The organism is Yersinia alsatica (assembly GCF_025133195.1).
In the GTDB taxonomy this organism is placed as follows: domain Bacteria; phylum Pseudomonadota; class Gammaproteobacteria; order Enterobacterales; family Enterobacteriaceae; genus Yersinia; species Yersinia alsatica.
This window is the reverse complement of sequence record NZ_CP104006.1, coordinates 2,460,110-2,479,706: the sequence shown is the minus strand read 5'-3', so window position 1 is coordinate 2,479,706 and position 19,597 is coordinate 2,460,110. Positions and strand designations below refer to the sequence as shown.

Below are 19,597 nucleotides of genomic sequence, written 5' to 3'. Positions count from 1 at the left end.
TAAATAGAAAGTCATACTAGTGAATATAAACGTCGCAAATTTGTTAAACGGCAACTACATATTGCTGTTATTCGTAGTTTTAGCGCTGGGATTATGCCTAGGCAAACTGCGGCTGGGTCCTATTCAATTAGGCAACGCTATTGGTGTGTTGGTGGTATCACTGTTGCTTGGGCAACAGCATTTCACTATCAATACAGAAGCGCTCAATCTGGGCTTTATGCTGTTTATTTTTTGTGTCGGTGTCGAAGCTGGCCCAAACTTTTTCTCTATTTTCTTCCGCGATGGCAAAAACTACTTGATGCTCGCCTTGGTCATGGTGGGCAGTGCCATGATTCTGGCCCTCGGTCTTGGTAAGTTATTTGGCTGGGATATTGGTCTAACGGCCGGTATGCTCGCAGGTTCAATGACATCAACTCCCGTGCTGGTGGGTGCCGGCGACACATTGCGCCATACCATCGCCAATAATCCGGCGCTGCAACATGCCCAAGATAACCTGAGCCTCGGTTATGCCCTGACCTACCTGATTGGCTTGGTCAGCCTGATTTTAGGCGCGCGCTACCTCCCTAAATTGCAGCATCAAGACTTACCGACCAGTGCTCAGCAAATTGCGCGCGAGCGTGGCCTTGATACCGATAGCCAACGTAAAGTTTATTTACCCGTGATTCGTGCCTATCGTGTCGGCCCAGAACTGGTGGCGTGGGCTGATGGTAAAAATCTACGCGAACTGGGGATCTACCGCCAAACGGGCTGTTATATCGAGCGAATTCGCCGCAATGGTATTCTGGCAAACCCGGATGGCGATGCAGTGCTGCAAGTGGGTGATGAGATCTCGCTGGTGGGTTATCCCGATGCACATTCGCGGCTTGACCCCAGCTTCCGTAATGGGAAAGAAGTCTTTGACCGTGACCTGCTGGACATGCGCATTGTGACAGAAGAAATTGTGGTCAAAAACAGCAATGCGGTAGGCAAACGTCTAAGTCATTTAAAACTGACCGACCACGGCTGTTTCCTTAACCGGGTGATTCGCAGCCAAATCGAAATGCCGATTGATGACAATGTGGTCTTGAATAAAGGCGATGTATTGCAAGTCAGTGGTGATGCCCGCCGAGTGAAAAGCGTGGCTGAAAAGATTGGCTTTATCTCCATTCACAGCCAAGTTACCGACCTGCTGGCTTTCTGTGCCTTCTTTATTTTGGGATTAATGATTGGCCTGATTACCTTCCAATTTAGTAATTTCAGCTTCGGTATTGGTAATGCTGCCGGGTTATTAATGGCAGGCATCATGCTCGGGTTTTTACGTGCTAACCACCCTACTTTCGGCTATATCCCGCAAGGGGCGCTTAATATGGTGAAAGAGTTCGGGTTGATGGTCTTTATGGCTGGCGTCGGGTTAAGCGCCGGTGGGGGCATTAATAGCAGTCTGGGAGCCATTGGTGGGCAGATGCTAATATCTGGCCTGATAGTCAGTTTGGTGCCGGTCGTTATCTGCTTTATCTTTGGCGCTTATGTATTGCGCATGAACCGAGCTCTACTTTTCGGCGCGATAATGGGGGCTCGGACGTGCGCTCCGGCGATGGATATCATCAGCGACACCGCCCGCAGTAATATCCCAGCCCTAGGTTATGCAGGAACTTATGCCATCGCGAACGTATTATTGACGTTAGCAGGTTCATTAATCGTCATTGTCTGGCCGGGGGTATTAGGTTAGCGCGGAAAAAGTGCATTTAAGATAAAACTAAACATTATTTTATACTTTTTTCATTTGCCCAGAACTTTCTTACCGAGCTGGGGTCTGAATTAATGCCACTGCTTTTCTTTGATGTCCCCATATTGAGGAGCCCGATAGTCCCGCCTTCTTAGGTTCAAGACTAATCGGGTTTTTTCTTGCCTGAAATTTGAGTTCTGCTGTAATCCCCTTCGCTATCAGCCCTTAAGGCTTTCTTAAGACAAAATAAACACAATATCAACATCAAAACCTCTGCTTCAGGCCATTTCGTGAAGACCAACAAACTGCCCGCTCAATCAAACGCAACTATGTCTATATTAAATAATACCTCAACGGTACAGATAATTAGGACAAAGTCCCTTTACTCACTGCCGTTATCCTTTTATTTTTGGCAGGTTTTTGGGTTGTTGATCAGCGGATTGCTGTTTCTGTGGTTGTCCCGCAACGAGCAACTGGATTGGTTTATCAGTAATTACTGGTTTGACCCGGTTGGCCAGAATTTTCCGTGGGAGAATAATTACTGGCTGGATTTACTTAACCACCGGTTACTGAAACTGAGCATTATCAGTGCGGCGATCGTCACATTGTTATGGGGCATTTATCGTCGCAATGGGCGCTTGGTGACCACCATGTTGCTGCTGGGTATCGGCCCATTGGTGATCGGTATTCTAAAAGCCACCAGCGCGCACTCCTGCCCTTGGGATCTGGTGGAGTACGGCGGTAAATCCCTGAGCTACGTATTGATGGGGACGGCCCCAGTCGGTGCAGGCCCCGGCCACTGCTTCCCTGGTGGCCATGCATCCAGCGGCTTTGCAGTAATGGCGCTGTTTTTCTTGTTTTACCCAGAGCGCCCGCGATTGGCCACACTGTGTTGGTTCGTCGGTGCCAGCCTTGGCATGTTGATGGGGTTTGGTCAAATTATGCGTGGGGCACATTTTCTTACTCACAACCTGTGGGCAGGTTGGTGGGTATGGCTCAGCCAGTTGGCTGTGTTTTGGATGATTAGCGGTTTTTACCACCGCGATAAAGGTACAAAATGATGGAACAAATGAATTACTTTTTCTTTTCCATGATAAATGCGACTCCAGCATCACCATCGTGGATAATTTCTTTTGCGACTTTTATCGCACGCGATCTCATTATGATTATCCCTATTTTGCTCATAGGGCTGTGGCTATGGGGGCCGAAAAACACTATGGATATGCAGCGCACCATGGTCACTAAAGCTGCCATTGCCCTTGCATTCTCCATGCTATCAGCCACTTGTATTGGCATGCTTATTCCCCATGATCGACCTTTCGTGGTGGGTTTTGGCTATAACTTTTTACCGCACTCACCGGACAGTTCTTTCCCGAGCGATCACGGCACCGCTATTTTTACCGTGGCCTTAGCCTTTGTTTTCTGGCACAAACTCTGGTCGGCAGTCAGCATGATGATCGTGGCGGTCGCCATTGCATGGTCACGCATTTATCTGGGTGTTCACTGGCCATTAGATATGGTGGGAGCCTTCCTGCTAGGGATTGTCGGCTGCTTGTTCGCACAGCTAGTGTGGAATTTATTCGGGGAAGCTATTTCGAATGGTATGCAGCGTCTTTATCACGTAAGTTTTGCCTTGCCGATCAGTAGAGGATGGGTCAGAAGCTAATCCTCCGCACGTTACTTATCTCACATTGCCGGTAAGCGAAAAGACCGGCAATCTCTCTCGTCAAAAATACCACTCTATTTAAAACCAATAAAATTCAATCAGATACACTTCAATTAAGTGTATCTGTTGTCTATTTAATCGCCATCAATGTAATTAAAATAACAAAATAAAATCTAAAATAGCCATATTTGTGAGAATTATCTTTGTTTTTTCTTTTAAATGTTATTATTATAACAACAGAACTAACTTACAGATGAACAAAAGGATAATAATCATGACGATCAATTACGCTAGCTACATTGACCATACCCTACTGGCAATGGATGCCACTGAAGCACAAATCATTAAGTTGTGTGAAGAAGCTAAACAGCATCATTTCTATACTGTATGTGTTAACTCTGGCTATGTTCCCCTGGCGGCACAGCAACTGGCGGGTAGCCCAGTAAAAGTATGCTCAGTAATTGGGTTCCCTCTGGGGGCCGGTCTGACCGAAGCAAAAGCCTTTGAAGCTCAAGCGGCTATCAAGGCTGGCGCACAAGAGATTGATATGGTTATCAATGTTGGCTGGTTAAAAAGCGGCAAAATTGATGAAGTTAAAGCTGACATCAAGGCTGTGCGTGATAATTGCGGCGCAACACCGTTGAAAGTAATATTAGAGACTTGCCTGCTTAGCGATGCACAAATTGTACAAGTTTGTGATATCTGCCGTGAGCTTGACGTCGCTTTTGTTAAAACTTCAACCGGTTTCAGCACCGGTGGCGCGAAAGAAGAACATGTAAAATTGATGCGTGCCACAGTCGGCCCAGCCATGGGTGTTAAGGCATCCGGTGCAGTTCGAGACCAAGCAACAGCTGAAACCATGATTAAAGCTGGCGCGACACGCATTGGTACCAGTTCAGGAGTGGCCATCGTTTCAGGCCAGTCCGCCTCCGCATCAAGTTACTAAATTATTGTAAGCCCGGCGCTTGTCGGGCTTAATTATTGCTATCGACTGTTTTACGCTGTTTTTTGTTTTGTAATAGCTTGTTTTAGATTGCATTACAAAGAGTTGTGCGCAATATTTGGTTTTGAAAATAACTTGTCAGGAATAGCTTATGGAAACCCGCCGTGCTGAACGAATTAATAAACTTACTCAGGCCCTTAAGCGTTCCGACAAAATCCATCTAAAAGACGCCGCCAATCTGCTGCGCGTGTCTGAAATGACCATTCGCCGAGATCTTAGCGCTGAACCTACTGCCGTCATTTTGTTGGGCGGTTACGTGGTGATGGACCCAAAAAGCAATAACGCCAATAACTATTTTGTTTCGGACCAACAAGCCAAGCAGGTGGAAGAAAAACGCCGCATCGGTCAGTTGGCAGCACGTCTTATTGCCGAGAATGACACTGTTTTTTTTGATTGTGGCACCACAATTCCATCAATCATTGACGAAATAGAGGAAGAACTGTCATTTACCGCCATTTGCTACTCCCTCAACACTTTTCTTTCCTTACAAGATAAACCTAACTGTAAAGTGATCCTGTGTGGTGGCGAGTTCAAGCCTAACAACTACATTTTCACCCCTATCAGCCAGCACAATGAACTAGACAACGCCTGCCCGAATAAAGCTTTTATCTCCGCAGCCGGTGTTTCAATTGAGTACGGCGCAACGTGTTTCAACTTCGACGAGATCCTACTGAAGCACCGGGCGATTGCCAAATCCCAGCATAAAATTCTGGTCGCTGACCACAGTAAGTTCGGCAAAATAAAACCTGCCAGTATTGGCGCTCTGACCCTCTTTGATGCATTGGTGACTGATCGCCAACCTGATGATGAATTCAGCCAATTCTTTTTACAGCATAGTATTAAAACCTACTGTTAAGCCCGCACGCCCTGCCCCACTGATTATTTCCCTTGCTAGTGAGATGCGCGTCATCTCGTTGGCATGGGACTTTTTCCGCTCTAAATACTGATTTAGTCGCTCGCTGACAGATCGCCTTGATTACATAGCAAAAATCTTAATTGTGTAAATACTGGATGAATACGATAGAGGTGTATTATCTAAAAAACGTATTATATTTAAGCAAAATAAGCCAAGGGGTTATAACCCTATTTTATTTGTGCTTAATATGATTTTTAATCTATAAAAAATTTAAAACACAATTTCATTCCATAATTAAGTGCCAGTAATAACTGAGCTTAAGGTAAATTAATTTAACATTTGTCATTCTTTTTAATACATCTATGCCAAGAAATAGCGACAGTTATATTGTCAGACAAATAATCATCACAATATTTCATATGACAAATAAACCATGGAATGCAAATAGTCACTCACTGACTTATTTAATTCAGCAATAAACCTTTCATTTTTGTCTTATTTAACTGTTTATATTACCGCCAGGTATCAGCAGCCATACTGATAACATAAAAAAGATAAAGTCATTTAAAATCAATTAGTTAATGCAATATCATTATTTTACATTAATGATATTCATCAATAAATCAGTGAAAAACTTGATTTTAACTAGATTCATAAGCGTGGTTAAAATATATTTCCCACAAAGATAGAGAGGATGAAAATCTGATTGTTTATTTATTGAACAGTACAAAGAATGCTTATTTATTATCCTTAGTGATAAAAAATAAACATTAACACAACAATCAGATGTAAATTCGTAACAAGTGATCGTCGGCGAGTTTATTGAGCATTTGAGAGCAGGATCACGGTAGTTTTCACTACAAATCGCTATCTTGCCGCCAGCAAAAACTAGAGTTCTTATCAGAACAATAAAAATATCCGATAAAACGAATTCACACTCTTACAATCGGTTAATTTTTGCACTTTAACTTTTAGGTATAACACGCGACTACGGCACCAACGTAATAACCAGGGCACCATTTTAGACGAATCGTTTAGACTGAATTTTTCGCCTGATAATGTCGCTAAATAAAGCATTACAGGAGCCTAACTTTCGGTTCTTAATTTTAAATTAACGTGTTCACTATGGAGATTTTTCATGGACACTACTCAAGTAGGCACTATTGCCTCCACGGGAAAAGTTTCATCAAGCACATGGCGTAAAACCGACACCATGTGGATGTTGGGTCTGTACGGAACAGCAATCGGTGCTGGCGTACTGTTCCTGCCAATCAACGCGGGTATCGGCGGCCTTCTGCCTCTTATCGTTATGGCTATCATCGCTTTCCCGATGACGTTTTATGCTCACCGTGGCCTGTGCCGCTTTGTGCTGTCAGGTAAAAATCCGGGTGAAGACATTACTGAAGTGGTTGAAGAGCATTTTGGTAAAGGCGCGGGTAAGCTGATTACTCTGCTTTACTTCTTTGCTATCTACCCAATCTTGTTGGTCTACAGTGTGGCAATTACCAACACTGTTGATAGCTTCATCACACACCAGATGCATCTGCCATCACCACCACGTGCCATTCTGTCGCTGATTCTGATCATCGGCCTGATGACTATCGTGCGTTTTGGTGAGCATGCCATTGTGAAAGCAATGAGTATTCTGGTCTTCCCATTTGTCGCGGTATTGATGCTGTTGGCGGTCTATCTGATCCCTAACTGGTCAGGTGCGATATTTGAACATGTATCAATGGATGGCAATGGGACTGGCAGTGGCCTGTGGATGACCTTATGGCTGGTGATTCCGGTGATGGTATTCTCGTTCAACCACTCCCCGATCATTTCCGCCTTTGCGGTAGCAAAACGTGAAGAGTACGGTGTTGAGGCTGAGAAAAAATGCTCCCGCATTTTGGCTTTCGCTCACATCATGATGGTTGTTACGGTGATGTTCTTCGTATTCAGCTGCGTACTGAGCCTGTCTCCGGCTGATTTGGCTGAAGCAAAAAGCCAGAATATCTCTATTCTGTCTTACCTGGCTAACCACTTTAATACCCCAATGATTGCCTATATGGCTCCGGTCATTGCCTTTATCGCTATCACCAAATCTTTCCTGGGCCACTACTTAGGCGCACGTGAAGGCTTTAACGGGATGATGATCAAGTCTCTGCGTAGCAAAGGCAAAGCCATCAATCATGACAAACTGAACCGCATTACTGCACTGTTCATGCTGGTGACAACCTGGATCGTAGCAACCATGAACCCAAGCATCTTGGGCATGATTGAAACATTGGGTGGCCCAATCATCGCAATGCTGCTGTTCCTGATGCCAATGTATGCAATCCATAAAGTTCCTGCGATGCGCAAATACAGCGGTCACATCAGCAACGTATTCGTCGTCATCATGGGCCTGATTGCTATCTCTGCAATCTTGTTCAGCCTGTTTGGTAAATGATTTAGAGGCTGGCCAGTGCTCACGGCCAGCTCACAACCATCATCTGACGTTGTAAATTGTTTCAAAAGCCGGTGCGTCCGCGCCGGCTCTCTATTCCACGGTAATGTAAGCATTTTAATAATATTACCCAGCATGGGTATAACGCCTTTAACATGAAGGAGGCGAATATATGGTCAGCGTTTTTGACATTTTCAAGATTGGTATTGGTCCATCCAGCTCCCACACCGTCGGCCCAATGAAAGCCGGCAAGCTGTTTACCGATGATTTAATCACACTAGGACATCTTCCTGCCGTCACCCGAATCACTGTTGATGTTTACGGCTCTCTGTCTCTGACTGGTAAAGGTCACCATACTGATATCGCCATTATCATGGGGCTGGCAGGTAACTTGCCTGATACCGTTGATATTGATGCAATACAAGGGTTTATTCGTGATGTAGAGTCGCGGGAACGTCTGCTACTGGCTAATGGTAGCCATGAAGTTGATTTCCCGGCAGTGGGTGGCATGAACTTCCATGAAACCAATTTGCCACTGCATGAAAATGGCATGTCCATCAGTGCACATGCTGGTGATGACTGTATTTTTAGCAAAACCTATTACTCCATCGGCGGCGGGTTTATTGTCGATGAAACTCAGTTTGGTCAGCAAGATAGCCACGCAGTGACCGTGCCCTATCCCTTCAATTCTGCCCGCGATCTGCAAAAACACTGTAAAGATACCGGTTTATCTTTATCAGGTTTAGTGATGCAAAATGAGCTGGCTTTGCACAGTAAAGCCGAGATAAGCGCACACTTTGCGGCGATCTGGGAGGTGATGCAAGCGGGGATTGAGCGCGGTATTAATACTGAAGGCCTGTTACCCGGCCCGATGAAAGTGCCGCGCCGTGCCGCGGCATTGCGCCGGATGCTGGTCACCACGGATAAGCATAATGCTGACCCAATGATGGTGGTTGATTGGATCAATATGTATGCCTTAGCCGTTAACGAAGAAAATGCCGCGGGCGGGCGTGTGGTCACAGCACCGACTAACGGGGCTTGCGGTATTATTCCTGCGGTTTTGGCTTACTACGATAAATTCATTCGCCCAGTGAATGAAAACTCTTACAGCCGTTATTTCCTGGTTTCAGGGGTTATTGGTGCGCTGTATAAAATGAACGCATCTATTTCTGGCGCAGAAGTGGGCTGTCAGGGGGAAGTCGGGGTTGCCTGTTCAATGGCCGCAGCAGGTTTGGCTGAGTTAATGGGAGGTAGCCCTGCTCAGGTCTGTATCGCCGCTGAAATCGCCATGGAGCATAATCTGGGGCTAACCTGTGACCCTGTGGCCGGGCAAGTTCAGGTGCCTTGCATTGAGCGTAATGCCATTTCCGCCGTGCAAGCGGTTAATGCCGCTCGGATGGCGCTGCGTCGGACTAGTGAGCCAAGTGTCTGTCTGGATAAAGTCATCGAAACGATGTATGAAACCGGCAAAGATATGAACTCAAAATATCGTGAAACGTCTCGCGGTGGGCTGGCAATCAAGATAGTCGCCTGCAACTGATGCACTAAGGCTAAAGTCAGTGATTCGGATGAACTCTCGCCGCTAACCCCCTGTAGCTTCAAGTCCGAAGGGTTACCCAAAGAACGTGGAGTTGCAGGTAGGCAGCAAGAGAGCAAATCCCTATGAGCTGACTCAAGCCAGTGATTCGGATGAGTGAGCGCCGCTAACACCCCTGCGGCTTCAAGTCTGAAGAGGTTACCCAAAGAACGTGGAGTTGCAGGTAGGCAGCAAGAGAGCAAATCCCGATGAGCTAACTCAAGTCAGTGACTCGGGTGAGTGAGCGCTGCTAACACCCCTGCGGCTTCAAGTTCGAAGGGTAATAGGGCGATCGGATAGTCGCCCTATATAATCATCCTAAACTTAACCAAAAACCCCGCCAAACCACTGGTTAAGTTTCATCATGACAAAATCCCAGATACGGCTAAAGAAGCCGCCCTCTTTGACTTCGTTCAATACCACTAGCGGGCGCTGGTCGATAGTTTTGCCATCCAGTTGAAAATCTATCGTCCCCACCACCTGATGCTTCGCCAGTGGTGCTCGTAGCTCTGTTTGATCCAGCTTATAACTGGCTTTCAAGTTCTTCATCTGCCCTTTCGGGATGGTGATGGCGGCATCTTGCGCAACACCAAGTTCAGCTTGCCCGGTGTCACCAAACCATACTTTCTGCGTCACAAAAGGTTTGGTGGCTTTAATCGGCACCACGGTTTCATAGAAGCGGAATCCCCACGTCAGGAGTTTCTCACTTTCACTGAAACGCACTCTATCGCTGGGCGCACCTAGTACCACAGAAATCAGTCGCATTGGCCCGTCGGTCGCCGAAGCCACCAGATTATGCCCCGCCCCGGTGGTATAGCCGGTTTTCATACCATCGACATTGAGATTAGTGCTCCATAACAGGCGGTTACGGTTAATCTGGCGAATTTTATTAAAGGTAAATTCTTTCTCTTTGTGTAGTGCATACTCTTCGGGCACATCACGGATCAGTGCTTGCCCCAATAAGGCCATATCGTGTGCGGTACTATACTGCCCCGGCGCATCAAGGCCATGCACCGTCATAAAGTTGGTATTGTTCAGGCCCAATGCTTTGGCGTAATTATTCATCAAGCCAACAAAACTATCCTGGCTCCCAGCGATATAATCCGCCAATGCGATGCTGGCATCATTACCTGATTGAATAACAATGCCTTTATTCAAATCGGACAATTTCACCTGATCGCCCGGTTTCAAAAACATCAGTGAAGAGCCTCGCAAGGCCGGATTACCAGTGGCCCAAGCATCTTTCCCGACAGTCACCAGATCATCCGGATGAACTTTACCGGCTTTAATCGCCTGCCCAATCACATAGCTGGACATAATTTTCGTCAAACTGGCCGGGTCAAGGCGTTGGTCACTGTTCCCCTCAGCCAGCACTTTCCCACTGTCATAGTCCATCAATACATAGGCTTTAGCATCGATCACCGGAGCCGCTGGAGCATCAGCCGCATGGGCGGCGGGCAGTACCAAGAGCAATAATCCGGCACTGAAAGAGAACTTTTTTGTCTTAAACGGGAGGGTAAATTTCATCATGAGGTCGCCAGAGTATCCTTGCAAATAATCGGAAATAAGTGGTATTCCCAGAACAAACCACAGTCCAATTAGCGAAAAAGTAACGTCTTTTCACTGATACTGAAATATTAGCTTAGTCATACTTCAGCACCTTTTCTAAATTTATCCCATTGCCGAGTCAATTGGGCGTAGTTTTACGTTTTGTTTTGTAAAGATGCGCTTTTTCAATAAATATTGATGGCTACACGGCTAACCATCTTCCTATCTAAACGTCCTTACACCTAAGCAGCTAAACGTCTAAAAAACAATAATCATATTCCAAAAAGGAATATAAATGGGTTATTTGTTCTTTTTAGTGCCTAAGTCGCTAGCGCTATTATCCCGCCATAGGTTGTTAATCGAACTCACTCAGTTAACTCAAATTTTTGCTGGAGCAAATAATGGCAATCCCTCGCTCGGTGCTTGATCTTATCGGCCATACCCCCCTTTTGGAACTGACCCGCTTTGATACCGGCCCGTGCCAATTGTTTGTGAAGTTGGAAAATCAAAACCCCGGCGGTTCGATTAAAGATAGAGTCGCGCTGTCGATGATTGAACAGGCGGAACGAGATGGTCTGCTGTCACCCGGTGGCACTATTATTGAAGCCACTGCGGGCAATACTGGCCTGGGGCTGGCGCTGGTAGCGGCACTAAAAGGCTACAAATTGGTCTTGGTGGTGCCGGATAAAATGAGTCAGGAGAAAATTTTCCATCTACGGGCGTTAGGCGCACAAGTGTTGCTAACCCGTTCTGATGTGGGTAAAGGTCATCCGGCTTATTATCAGGATTATGCCCTGCGTCTGGCCCAGGAAATCCCCGGCGCTTTCTATATTGACCAGTTCAATAACCCTGCGAATCCGGCGGCACACCGGACATCAACCGGCCCAGAACTGTGGCAGCAGATGGACGAACACATCGACGCCATCGTGGTCGGTGTCGGCTCAAGTGGCACCTTGAGTGGGCTGAGCCAATATTTTGCTGAGGTTTCGCCGACCACCGAGTTTGTGCTGGCTGATCCCGCCGGTTCTATTTTGGCGGATTACGTCAACAGCTCACAGATTAATGATGCCGGCAGTTGGTTGGTCGAAGGTATTGGTGAGGATTTCATTCCGCCACTGAGTAATTTCTCTCAGGTAAAAAAATCCTACCAAATTGATGATGCCGAAGCATTCAGCACTGCCCGCACCCTATTACGCGAAGAAGGGATTCTGGCGGGTTCTTCAACCGGTACCTTGCTGGCTGCGGCATTGCGCTATTGCCGCGAGCAGACCACACCGAAACGGGTCGTGACCTTTGTCTGCGACAGTGGGAATAAATACCTGTCAAAAATGTTCAATGACTACTGGCTACTGGAGCAGGGTTTACTCAGCAAACCTCAACATGGCGATTTGCGCGATTACATCACTTATAGCCATCAGGATGGTGCGACTGTCTCGGTCACGCCACAAGACACACTGGCGGTCGCTCATGCCCGGATGCGCCTGTATGACATCTCACAGTTACCGGTGTTAGACGGCGAAAAAGTCGTTGGGCTGATTGATGAGTGGGATCTGCTGAATGCGGTCCAAGCCGATGCCAATCATTTTAAATTACCCGTCAGTACTGCCATGACACGTCAGGTCAACACGCTGCAAAAAGAGGCGGATTACCACGCGCTACTGACCACCTTTAATGATGGTCATGTCGCGGTAGTACTGGATGGCGAACACTTTCTTGGCCTGATTACCCGCACCGATGTTTTGAATACCTGGCGTCAAAAGCTGGCTTAACCTTCTCTTATTAAGGATTTTTATTATGGCAAAGTTCGATACGCTGACCGTCCACGCCGGTTATACCCCTGACAGCACCGGTGCCGTGATGCCCGCCATTTACGCGACATCCACGTTTGCACAACCGGCTCCCGGCGAACATACCGGATATGAATATTCCCGCAGTGGTAACCCCACTCGTACTGCACTGGAAAACGCTATTGCAGAACTGGAGGGTGGCCTTCGTGGTTACGCCTTCGCTTCCGGTTTGGCAGCTTGTTCAACTGTACTTGAACTGCTGGATCAAGGCAGCCATATCATTGCAGTTGATGATTTATATGGCGGAACTTACCGATTGTTGGAGAAAGTGCGCAGTCGCAGCGCCGGTTTGCGCGTGACTTATGTTTCTCCGGCAGATACCGCAGCACTGGAACAGGCCATTTTACCTGACACCAAAATGATCTGGGTGGAGACACCGACTAACCCACTGTTAAAACTGGCCGATCTGGCAGCTATTGCCGCTATTGCCAAGCAACATCGTCTGATCAGTGTGGCTGATAATACCTTTGCCTCGCCTTACATTCAGCGCCCACTGGAGCTGGGCTTTGATATTGTGGTGCATTCAGCCACCAAATATCTTAATGGTCATTCTGATGTGGTAGCCGGGGTGGCAGCGGTAGGGAATAACCCTGAGCTGGCTGAGCAATTGGGCTTTTTGCACAACGCCGTGGGGGGAATTTTAGACCCATTCAGTAGTTTCCTGACATTGCGCGGCTTACGCACGCTGGCTTTGCGGATGGCACGACATAATTACAGTGCTCAGCGCATTGCCGAATGGCTTGAACAGCAGCCACAAGTGGAAAATGTGTATTATCCGGGGCTGAAAAGTCATCCACAGCATGCGCTGGCTGCCCAACAGATGGCCGGTTTTGGTGGCATGATATCTGTCCGCTTGAAAGGGGATGATGCCTTTGCTCGTGCAGTGATTAAGCGCTCACACTTGTTTACGCTGGCCGAAAGTCTTGGCGGAGTCGAGAGCTTAATCAGCCAGCCTTACAGCATGACCCATGCTTCAATCCCCTTGGAAACCCGACTCAAACACGGCATTACGCCACAATTACTGCGTTTGTCCGTCGGTATTGAAGATACTGAAGATTTGATAGCCGATTTGGCGCAAGCGTTAAACGGTTAATTTTTAATAAAAAATACGGTAGGAGTGGAGGCTTTCCTACCGTGATACACACAGCGCTGAAAACTAAACGGCTCTTTGCCATCTATGCCCGCGCTCTTCAAAAATCAATTTTTCTATTGATTGCTGCACTTCAGAATCGGCCAGAATACGTAAAAAATGGCCCACACCACTGGCCTCATCAATAGATTCCACATACAGCGCCCGCAAAGAGACATCTGCTGTTCGTGGCAAGCTGGTTTGCCCTTTTTCCCAACGAGCTACCGTCTGTACATCCACACCGAGTAATGCCGCGAGTGCTTTTTGCGACATGTTCATTTCAATACGTATAAAGCGAATTTCATCGGCGACTAAAGGATTGCTGCGGTTAACTAATATTTTGCCAATGAGGCGATGCAAACCATCAACATCATCAATACTGGTAAACCGCTCACCATCAACAACATCACAGTGATAACCATTAGCCAACCATACCGTGGTTAAACCACTCTCCGTGTAGTGATACATGACTTTTCTCCATTACTTAATCATCACCGTGACAACAAATACCGTTGGGTCGTCCTCATGCCGCTTTAGCACCGTCACTATTTCAATCACATCACCTGCGGCAACACCTTGTAAGTTAAACTTCCAGTCACCGGCGGCAGTTTGGTGCGGTACTTCGATAAATCGGCTGTGCTTGCTGACAAAAACATGCAAAATTTGCCGCAGCGTAACACTCCGTTCAGACATCCTTTGCTTGGCATGCCGGCTGATACGAATACGTCCAGTATGATTCATTGCCAGATCGTTAACTATTTTTCGTGCTGAAACAGCACTGAGCGGAAACTCCCTGACCGTCATTCCCTGATAACGTAAAGGTGTATTAGATTCCATTCAATCACCTCTCAATTTTGTACCTATCATTTTGATAGGTACAAAAGAGAACGTCAAGAATAGACAGAGAAGAAAAGAAATGAAAGAAAATAGGTGTCGGGATGAACAAAAAATAAGCGGCAAAAACTTTTATGCGGTAAAAGTGTTAACGCCGATGAGCCAGTGACCTGACCCACTTGTCACCCAAGCTTTGTACACCCTGAACCAGAATCACCAATATAATTAGAGTCGCGACCATCACTTCATTATTAAATCGTTGATAACCATAACGAATAGCCAAATCACCCAGCCCGCCGCCACCGATAACCCCCGCCATTGATGAGAACCCCACCAGCATGACGACGGTTAAAGTTATCCCCGCCAATAAAGCGGGCAGTGCTTCCGGCAACAACACTTTTTGGATCACATGCCGCGCCGATCCCCCCATGGATAAAATGGCCTCAATTCGCCCTTTATCAACTTCATCTAATGCCGCTTCAACCACTCGAGCAAAAAACGGAATTGCCCCAAGAGTGATGGGCACAATAGCGGCAGTACTGCCCAGTGTCGTCCCGATAATCCACCGGGTAATGGGAATTAATGCAATGAGTAGCACCACAAAGGGCATTGAACGCCCTAAATTCACGATGGCCCCGATCAAGGTATTTAGCCGCGGCGCAGGTAGCACCCCATTAGGGCGTGAAACAAATAATAATACGCCCAAAGGCAAACCAATCAGCACGGTGAAAAAGGTGGCAATCACCACCATATATAGGGTCTCGCCGGTAGCATTAGCGACCAATGCCAGCAGGTCCTGCCAACTCATGCGGTTGTTCATAGCAACTCGGCCCTCACACCACGCTCATTAAGAAATTGTAAGACTTCAGCCAAATTCAACCCGCCATCTGGGTGGCTGAAATCAACCTGCAAACGGCCAACCCGTTGACCGCCAATCGATTCCACTCCGCCGCCGAGCAGAGTGACGCCCACCGCATGTCGGTGCGCCAATTCACTGAGTGCTGGCGAGGCCGCTAACGTATCAAAGAAAGTGAGCTCCGCCACCGGCGTACCGGATAAAGAAGCCGGGCCACGGGCTGGCAGTAATAAACGCCCTAAACGGGAGTGAGGAGAAGCCAGTAAATCCGCAATAGCGCCGGTTTCGGCCACTCGCCCACCTTCGAGTAACGCCGCGTTATCACAGATAGATTTCACCACATCCAACTCATGGGTAATCAGCACGATGGTTAACCCCAACTGGCGGTTAATATCACTGAGCAGTGCCAATATCGAGGCAGTAGTTTCTGGGTCCAGTGCACTGGTGGCCTCGTCAGATAACAGATATGAGGGCTTAGCCGCCAGCGCCCTGGCAATACCGACGCGCTGCTTTTGCCCACCGGATAACTGAGAGGGAAAAGCATGCGCTTTGTCACTCAACCCCACTAAATCTAATAATTCTGCGACACGTTTTTGCCGCTGCGATTTCGGCATACCAATAATTTCCAAACCCACAGCAATGTTGTCCCAGACATTACGTGAATGAAGTAAATGGAAATTCTGGAAAATCATGCCGATATTCTGCCGCTGTAATCGTAACTCACGGTCAGAAAGTGTGGTTAACTCGCGGCCATCGACCTGAATACGGCCCGAAGTGGGCCGCTCCAGTAAGTTAAGACAGCGGATTAAAGTACTTTTACCGGCCCCGCTGCGGCCAATAATCCCGAACACCGAGCCAGTCGGGATCTCAAGCGAGACCTCCTCCAGAGCCACCATCGGCAGCCCTCCTTGCGGATAGGTTTTACTCAGGCGTTCGATGCTGATCATGATTTAATACCTGCCACTGGGATAACCGAACCGGCATATTTTTCAGTGATAAACTTCGCCACTTCTGGCGATTGTAAATCTTGCGCCAGTTGTTTGATGCGCGGGTCGGCTGCCAATGCTGGCGTGGTGACCAAAATATTGGCGTAAGGGTTACCGGCCGCTTTCTCCAGCCCCAATGCATCTTTAGCCGGACTTAACCCAGCCTCCAAGGCATAGTTGCCATTAATCACAGCCAAATCAACATCATCCAATGAACGTGGGATCTGCGGTGATTCAATCTCCAAGATTTTTAGGTGCTTTGGATTGCTGGCAATATCTTTAGGTGTTGCCTGGTTTTTGGCTGGATCAGTAAAGCCCGGCTGCAAGGTAATCAGCCCCTGATCTTGCAATAAATAGAGTGCACGGCTGAGATTAGTGACGTTGTTTGGCACCGCCACCGTGCCATTCTCCGGCACATCTGCAAAGGTTTTGTGTTTATGGGAATAGACGCCGAGTGGCTCAATATGCACCGTGGCGGCAACAGCGAATTTCTGCCCCAGTGCCTGCTCTTGTGAGTGCAAATAAGGAACATGCTGGAAGTAGTTGGCGTCCACATCACCATGAGCTAACAACTCATTGGAGTTCACGCCATTTGGGATCTCAATGATTTTCAGATTTAACGACGGGTCCAGTTTCTGTACAAATTGCAGAATTTCCGCATGGGGAACCGGATCTGCGGCTACCCGCAGGGCTTCAGCGGCCTGCGCTGATAAGGTAAAAGTTGATGTCAGTGCTGTCAGTAATGCCGCACGAATCCAGCCAGAAACAGGTTTCTTAGTCATAATCATCATCCCAAAATAAGTTTTTATCATTAATAACACCCACGCCATTGAGTAAGTTTCAAGAGCCAAAGGTTTCTGGATAGTAACGCTCTGCAACATCCGGATGAGAACGCAAGCGCCCTTTGAGATAATTAAGCCCGACGTCACGAAACAGCGGATTATGCGGATCACTGGCTGGCCCCCGAGCCTCCAGCGCCAAAGATTCAGGCAGTTGATACAATGGCACCACTGCATCCAGGCGCGCGCCGAGGAAAAAGGCGATAGACAGACGGTCAGCCCCTGGCGGTGGGGTTTCCACACGATGTACTGTGGCGCGTAAATATCCATTACTGGCCAGTTCAAGCAATTCACCAATATTGACGACAAAGGTGCCGTCTTGTGGAACCGCATCAATCCAGCGCCCTTCTTCCACTTCTACCTGCAAACCACGTTGTTGATCTTGCAATAAGAAACTGAGGAAACCTGAATCCTTATGCGCCCCGACCCCCTGCCCACTTTGCGTGGTTTCTCGCCCCGGATAGCGAATAAGCTTGATATGCTCGTTAGGCTTATCGCCATATAACTCATCAAAGGCGTTTTCATCCAAGTTCAATGCCAGAGCAAAAGCGCGCAGCAAGCGCAATGCCATTCCCGTCATTTCCCGCTGCCATTGCAACAGTGCTGGTTTTAGCTCAGGTAGCCCCTCAGGCCACTGATTGGGGCCTTGCAGCCGCGCCCAACTTGGCGTGCCGGGGGTTTGAGGTAATGGCGTTCGCTCAGCACCGATATCAAACTGTTCGCGCCAGTCGGGCTGACCGCGAGTAAGCTCAGAAGCAGCACGGTTATAGCCGCGAAAATGCGGGGAGCGCACCATGGCGACCGCCAGTTTTTCTTCATCTGGCAGAGCAAAGAATTCACGTGACAAAGTTTGGATCTGTTTTAGTAGCGCGGGGTCAATTCCATGTCCGGTAAGATAGAAAAAACCGATATCTCGGGCGGCATGGCGTAAAGCGCTCAAGAATGTCTGACGTTCAGTGTCACTGCCATTAAGCAATGAAAGGTCCAATAAAGGTAATGTATTGGCAGATACTGTATTAACGGCAGATTGATTACTAAATGATTGATGGCTTAACTGTTGGTGGCTCATTTTTCACTCCAGAATGTTCAATTGGCTGCTTTTTTTGCTCATAACCAATGAAAACTGGACAACCATACAAACGAATAATCAGCATAATCAGCTCCTGAGCTGTAGAGGATGAAAACATTTTTAAGAGCGTTCTCGACTAGATATTTAACAATCTATATCCAAACGATATAAACAATTAACACCGAAATTTCTCAGCACACCAATATCAATCCGTTCTATGTTATTTCTTTCATTTTTATCAGAGTGGTCTGTAGCCAATAGATTTCGGGTTGGCGCGGCAGCTGAATGGTCAATATAGCGGGGGTTGATTTAAGCTGAGTTCGCACTAGCCCATAAAATAAGTCTTAACGAGTTGAGATAACTCAATGAGTTGACGACGTGATGGCGCGCCGAAAGCCTGTTTCTGGAGAAATGAAAAGGATTTCATTGTTCTGTCTTATTTGCCGACTAATCTGCTTAACTTCCCTATTTGGGTAGAAAGTATTAGGTTAGCTGTTGATAGCCGTTATTCCAGTGGGGAATATTCTGATGCTCAGCACCAGCACTGTTAAGTTTCACTTCATTCGATTTACCAACCAGGAGGTGGCTTAATGGATTTGGCCCTATTTGACCTTGATGAAACGCTAATAAGCGATGACAGTTCTGGCCTATGGCTGCGCTGGTTAGTTGATGAGGGACTGGCTCCCATCGAGCTGGCAGAACAAGAACAATATTTAATGAAGCAGTATTACCAAGGGAACCTGTCGATGTCCTGTTATATGGAGTCGACTTTGTCACCTCTGGTCGGTAAACATCAGTCTGAAGTGGCAGGTTGGGTGGCGCGTTTTATTGAGCGCGATATTTTGCCTCGCGTTTATCCACAAGCCAGAAAGCTACTAACCTGGCACCGAGAACGTGGCGATTATATCGTCATTATTTCAGCCACTGGCGAGCATTTGGTCACCCCGATTGCACAGTATTTCTCTGCCAATGCGGCGTTATCGATTGGCGTCGAGCTGGAAAACAATCGCTATACCGGCAAGACATACGGCACCCTGACTTATCGTGAAGGTAAAGTCGAGCGGTTGAAACAGTGGCTGGCGGAGTCACCCCAGTTAGATTTCCAGCGAACTTATGGTTACAGTGACTCCATCAATGACAAGCCGCTACTGGAATATGTCGACCGTGCCGCAGTCATCAATCCGGGCACCGAATTGGTAGATTTGGCAATTTTACATGACTGGGATATCCATCATTGGCAACGGCGTTAAAT

Annotated in this window: 17 protein-coding genes; 10 read left to right on the top strand and 7 right to left on the bottom strand. The window is 47.4% G+C overall.

Annotation, left to right across the window (positions count from 1 at the left end; genetic code table 11):
• Nucleotides 1-19: 19 nt before the first annotated feature.
• The 7 genes from N0H69_RS10960 to N0H69_RS10930 all read left to right on the top strand — a co-directional run bounded on the left by N0H69_RS10960 (nucleotide 20) and on the right by N0H69_RS10930 (nucleotide 9,201).
• Nucleotides 20-1,708, top strand: coding sequence for an aspartate:alanine antiporter (locus N0H69_RS10960; RefSeq protein WP_050106257.1), 1,689 nt, complete (start codon nucleotides 20-22; stop codon nucleotides 1,706-1,708).
• Nucleotides 1,709-2,094: 386 nt separating this feature from the next.
• On the top strand, nucleotides 2,095-2,766 hold the full coding sequence (locus N0H69_RS10955; protein WP_050106359.1) for a phosphatase PAP2 family protein: 672 nt from the start codon (nucleotides 2,095-2,097) through the stop codon (nucleotides 2,764-2,766).
• On the top strand, nucleotides 2,766-3,371 hold the full coding sequence (gene ybjG / locus N0H69_RS10950; RefSeq protein WP_050120918.1) for an undecaprenyl-diphosphate phosphatase: 606 nt from the start codon (nucleotides 2,766-2,768) through the stop codon (nucleotides 3,369-3,371). The genes N0H69_RS10955 and ybjG overlap by 1 nt, the downstream gene beginning before the upstream one ends.
• A gap of 274 nt (nucleotides 3,372-3,645) precedes the next feature.
• Entirely contained in the window at nucleotides 3,646-4,317 is a 672-nt protein-coding gene (gene deoC / locus N0H69_RS10945) for a deoxyribose-phosphate aldolase (RefSeq protein WP_050145398.1), read from the top strand.
• A 148-nt stretch (nucleotides 4,318-4,465) separates the two neighbouring features.
• Nucleotides 4,466-5,230: a DNA-binding transcriptional repressor DeoR gene (gene deoR / locus N0H69_RS10940; protein WP_050120917.1), complete on the top strand. Its 765-nt coding sequence runs from the start codon at nucleotides 4,466-4,468 to the stop codon at nucleotides 5,228-5,230.
• 1,138 nt (nucleotides 5,231-6,368) lie between these two features.
• Complete coding sequence (locus N0H69_RS10935) at nucleotides 6,369-7,664, top strand: HAAAP family serine/threonine permease (protein ID WP_050106251.1); 1,296 nt, start codon at nucleotides 6,369-6,371, stop codon at nucleotides 7,662-7,664.
• Nucleotides 7,665-7,833: 169 nt separating this feature from the next.
• Nucleotides 7,834-9,201 carry an L-serine ammonia-lyase gene (locus tag N0H69_RS10930; RefSeq protein WP_050106249.1) on the top strand — a complete coding sequence of 456 codons (1,368 nt, stop codon included), beginning with the start codon at nucleotides 7,834-7,836 and terminating at the stop codon, nucleotides 9,199-9,201.
• 360 nt (nucleotides 9,202-9,561) lie between these two features.
• On the opposite strand, the gene N0H69_RS10925 is transcribed toward N0H69_RS10930, so the two are convergent.
• Entirely contained in the window at nucleotides 9,562-10,767 is a 1,206-nt protein-coding gene (locus tag N0H69_RS10925) for a serine hydrolase (RefSeq protein WP_050106248.1), read from the bottom strand.
• Nucleotides 10,768-11,186: 419 nt separating this feature from the next.
• Here N0H69_RS10925 and N0H69_RS10920 point away from each other — a divergent pair, with 419 nt between their 5' ends.
• Both N0H69_RS10920 and N0H69_RS10915 read left to right on the top strand, forming a co-directional pair.
• Entirely contained in the window at nucleotides 11,187-12,554 is a 1,368-nt protein-coding gene (locus tag N0H69_RS10920; protein WP_050120915.1) for a pyridoxal-phosphate dependent enzyme, read from the top strand.
• Nucleotides 12,555-12,579: 25 nt separating this feature from the next.
• Nucleotides 12,580-13,725 carry a trans-sulfuration enzyme family protein gene (locus tag N0H69_RS10915; protein ID WP_050151044.1) on the top strand — a complete coding sequence of 382 codons (1,146 nt, stop codon included), beginning with the start codon at nucleotides 12,580-12,582 and terminating at the stop codon, nucleotides 13,723-13,725.
• A 63-nt stretch (nucleotides 13,726-13,788) separates the two neighbouring features.
• Here N0H69_RS10915 and N0H69_RS10910 read toward each other — a convergent pair whose 3' ends face one another.
• From N0H69_RS10910 to N0H69_RS10885, 6 genes are all read right to left on the bottom strand, one after another.
• Nucleotides 13,789-14,229, bottom strand: a complete 441-nt coding sequence (locus N0H69_RS10910; RefSeq protein WP_050106242.1) for a helix-turn-helix domain-containing protein — start codon at nucleotides 14,227-14,229, stop codon at nucleotides 13,789-13,791.
• Nucleotides 14,230-14,241: 12 nt separating this feature from the next.
• Nucleotides 14,242-14,598 carry a DUF4258 domain-containing protein gene (locus N0H69_RS10905; RefSeq protein WP_050106240.1) on the bottom strand — a complete coding sequence of 119 codons (357 nt, stop codon included), beginning with the start codon at nucleotides 14,596-14,598 and terminating at the stop codon, nucleotides 14,242-14,244.
• Between the two features lie 145 nt (nucleotides 14,599-14,743).
• Nucleotides 14,744-15,415 carry a methionine ABC transporter permease gene (locus N0H69_RS10900; RefSeq protein ID WP_050106238.1) on the bottom strand — a complete coding sequence of 224 codons (672 nt, stop codon included), beginning with the start codon at nucleotides 15,413-15,415 and terminating at the stop codon, nucleotides 14,744-14,746.
• Nucleotides 15,412-16,398 (bottom strand): methionine ABC transporter ATP-binding protein, encoded by a 987-nt coding sequence (locus N0H69_RS10895; protein ID WP_050106237.1) that lies wholly within the window; start codon nucleotides 16,396-16,398, stop codon nucleotides 15,412-15,414. Before N0H69_RS10895 ends, N0H69_RS10900 begins: the two co-directional genes overlap by 4 nt.
• On the bottom strand, nucleotides 16,395-17,219 hold the full coding sequence (locus tag N0H69_RS10890) for a MetQ/NlpA family ABC transporter substrate-binding protein (protein WP_050121391.1): 825 nt from the start codon (nucleotides 17,217-17,219) through the stop codon (nucleotides 16,395-16,397). The genes N0H69_RS10895 and N0H69_RS10890 overlap by 4 nt, the downstream gene beginning before the upstream one ends.
• A gap of 58 nt (nucleotides 17,220-17,277) precedes the next feature.
• The gene (locus N0H69_RS10885) at nucleotides 17,278-18,345 is read right to left on the bottom strand and encodes an isopenicillin N synthase family dioxygenase (RefSeq protein ID WP_050145400.1); all 1,068 of its coding nucleotides are present in this window, start codon (nucleotides 18,343-18,345) and stop codon (nucleotides 17,278-17,280) included.
• A gap of 590 nt (nucleotides 18,346-18,935) precedes the next feature.
• Between N0H69_RS10885 and N0H69_RS10880 the strand changes: the two genes are divergently transcribed.
• Nucleotides 18,936-19,595, top strand: a complete 660-nt coding sequence (locus N0H69_RS10880) for an HAD family hydrolase (protein WP_050133023.1) — start codon at nucleotides 18,936-18,938, stop codon at nucleotides 19,593-19,595.
• The last annotated feature ends 2 nt before the right edge of the window (nucleotides 19,596-19,597 follow it).

Bases quoted from the DNA above. Each gene is read 5' to 3' on its own strand.
- N0H69_RS10900 (WP_050106238.1), bottom strand. From the start codon at position 15,415: ATGAACAACCGCATGAGTTGGCAGGACCTGCTGGCATTGGTCGCTAAT.
- N0H69_RS10885 (WP_050145400.1), bottom strand. From the start codon at position 18,345: ATGAGCCACCAACAGTTAAGCCATCAATCATTTAGTAATCAATCTGCC.
- N0H69_RS10920 (WP_050120915.1), top strand. From the start codon at position 11,187: ATGGCAATCCCTCGCTCGGTGCTTGATCTTATCGGCCATACCCCCCTT.
- deoR (WP_050120917.1), top strand. From the start codon at position 4,466: ATGGAAACCCGCCGTGCTGAACGAATTAATAAACTTACTCAGGCCCTT.
- ybjG (WP_050120918.1), top strand. From the start codon at position 2,766: ATGGAACAAATGAATTACTTTTTCTTTTCCATGATAAATGCGACTCCA.
- N0H69_RS10935 (WP_050106251.1), top strand. From the start codon at position 6,369: ATGGACACTACTCAAGTAGGCACTATTGCCTCCACGGGAAAAGTTTCA.
- N0H69_RS10895 (WP_050106237.1), bottom strand. From the start codon at position 16,398: ATGATCAGCATCGAACGCCTGAGTAAAACCTATCCGCAAGGAGGGCTG.
- N0H69_RS10925 (WP_050106248.1), bottom strand. From the start codon at position 10,767: ATGATGAAATTTACCCTCCCGTTTAAGACAAAAAAGTTCTCTTTCAGT.
- N0H69_RS10890 (WP_050121391.1), bottom strand. From the start codon at position 17,219: ATGACTAAGAAACCTGTTTCTGGCTGGATTCGTGCGGCATTACTGACA.
- N0H69_RS10880 (WP_050133023.1), top strand. From the start codon at position 18,936: ATGGATTTGGCCCTATTTGACCTTGATGAAACGCTAATAAGCGATGAC.
- deoC (WP_050145398.1), top strand. From the start codon at position 3,646: ATGACGATCAATTACGCTAGCTACATTGACCATACCCTACTGGCAATG.
- N0H69_RS10930 (WP_050106249.1), top strand. From the start codon at position 7,834: ATGGTCAGCGTTTTTGACATTTTCAAGATTGGTATTGGTCCATCCAGC.
- N0H69_RS10905 (WP_050106240.1), bottom strand. From the start codon at position 14,598: ATGGAATCTAATACACCTTTACGTTATCAGGGAATGACGGTCAGGGAG.
- N0H69_RS10910 (WP_050106242.1), bottom strand. From the start codon at position 14,229: ATGTATCACTACACGGAGAGTGGTTTAACCACGGTATGGTTGGCTAAT.
- N0H69_RS10915 (WP_050151044.1), top strand. From the start codon at position 12,580: ATGGCAAAGTTCGATACGCTGACCGTCCACGCCGGTTATACCCCTGAC.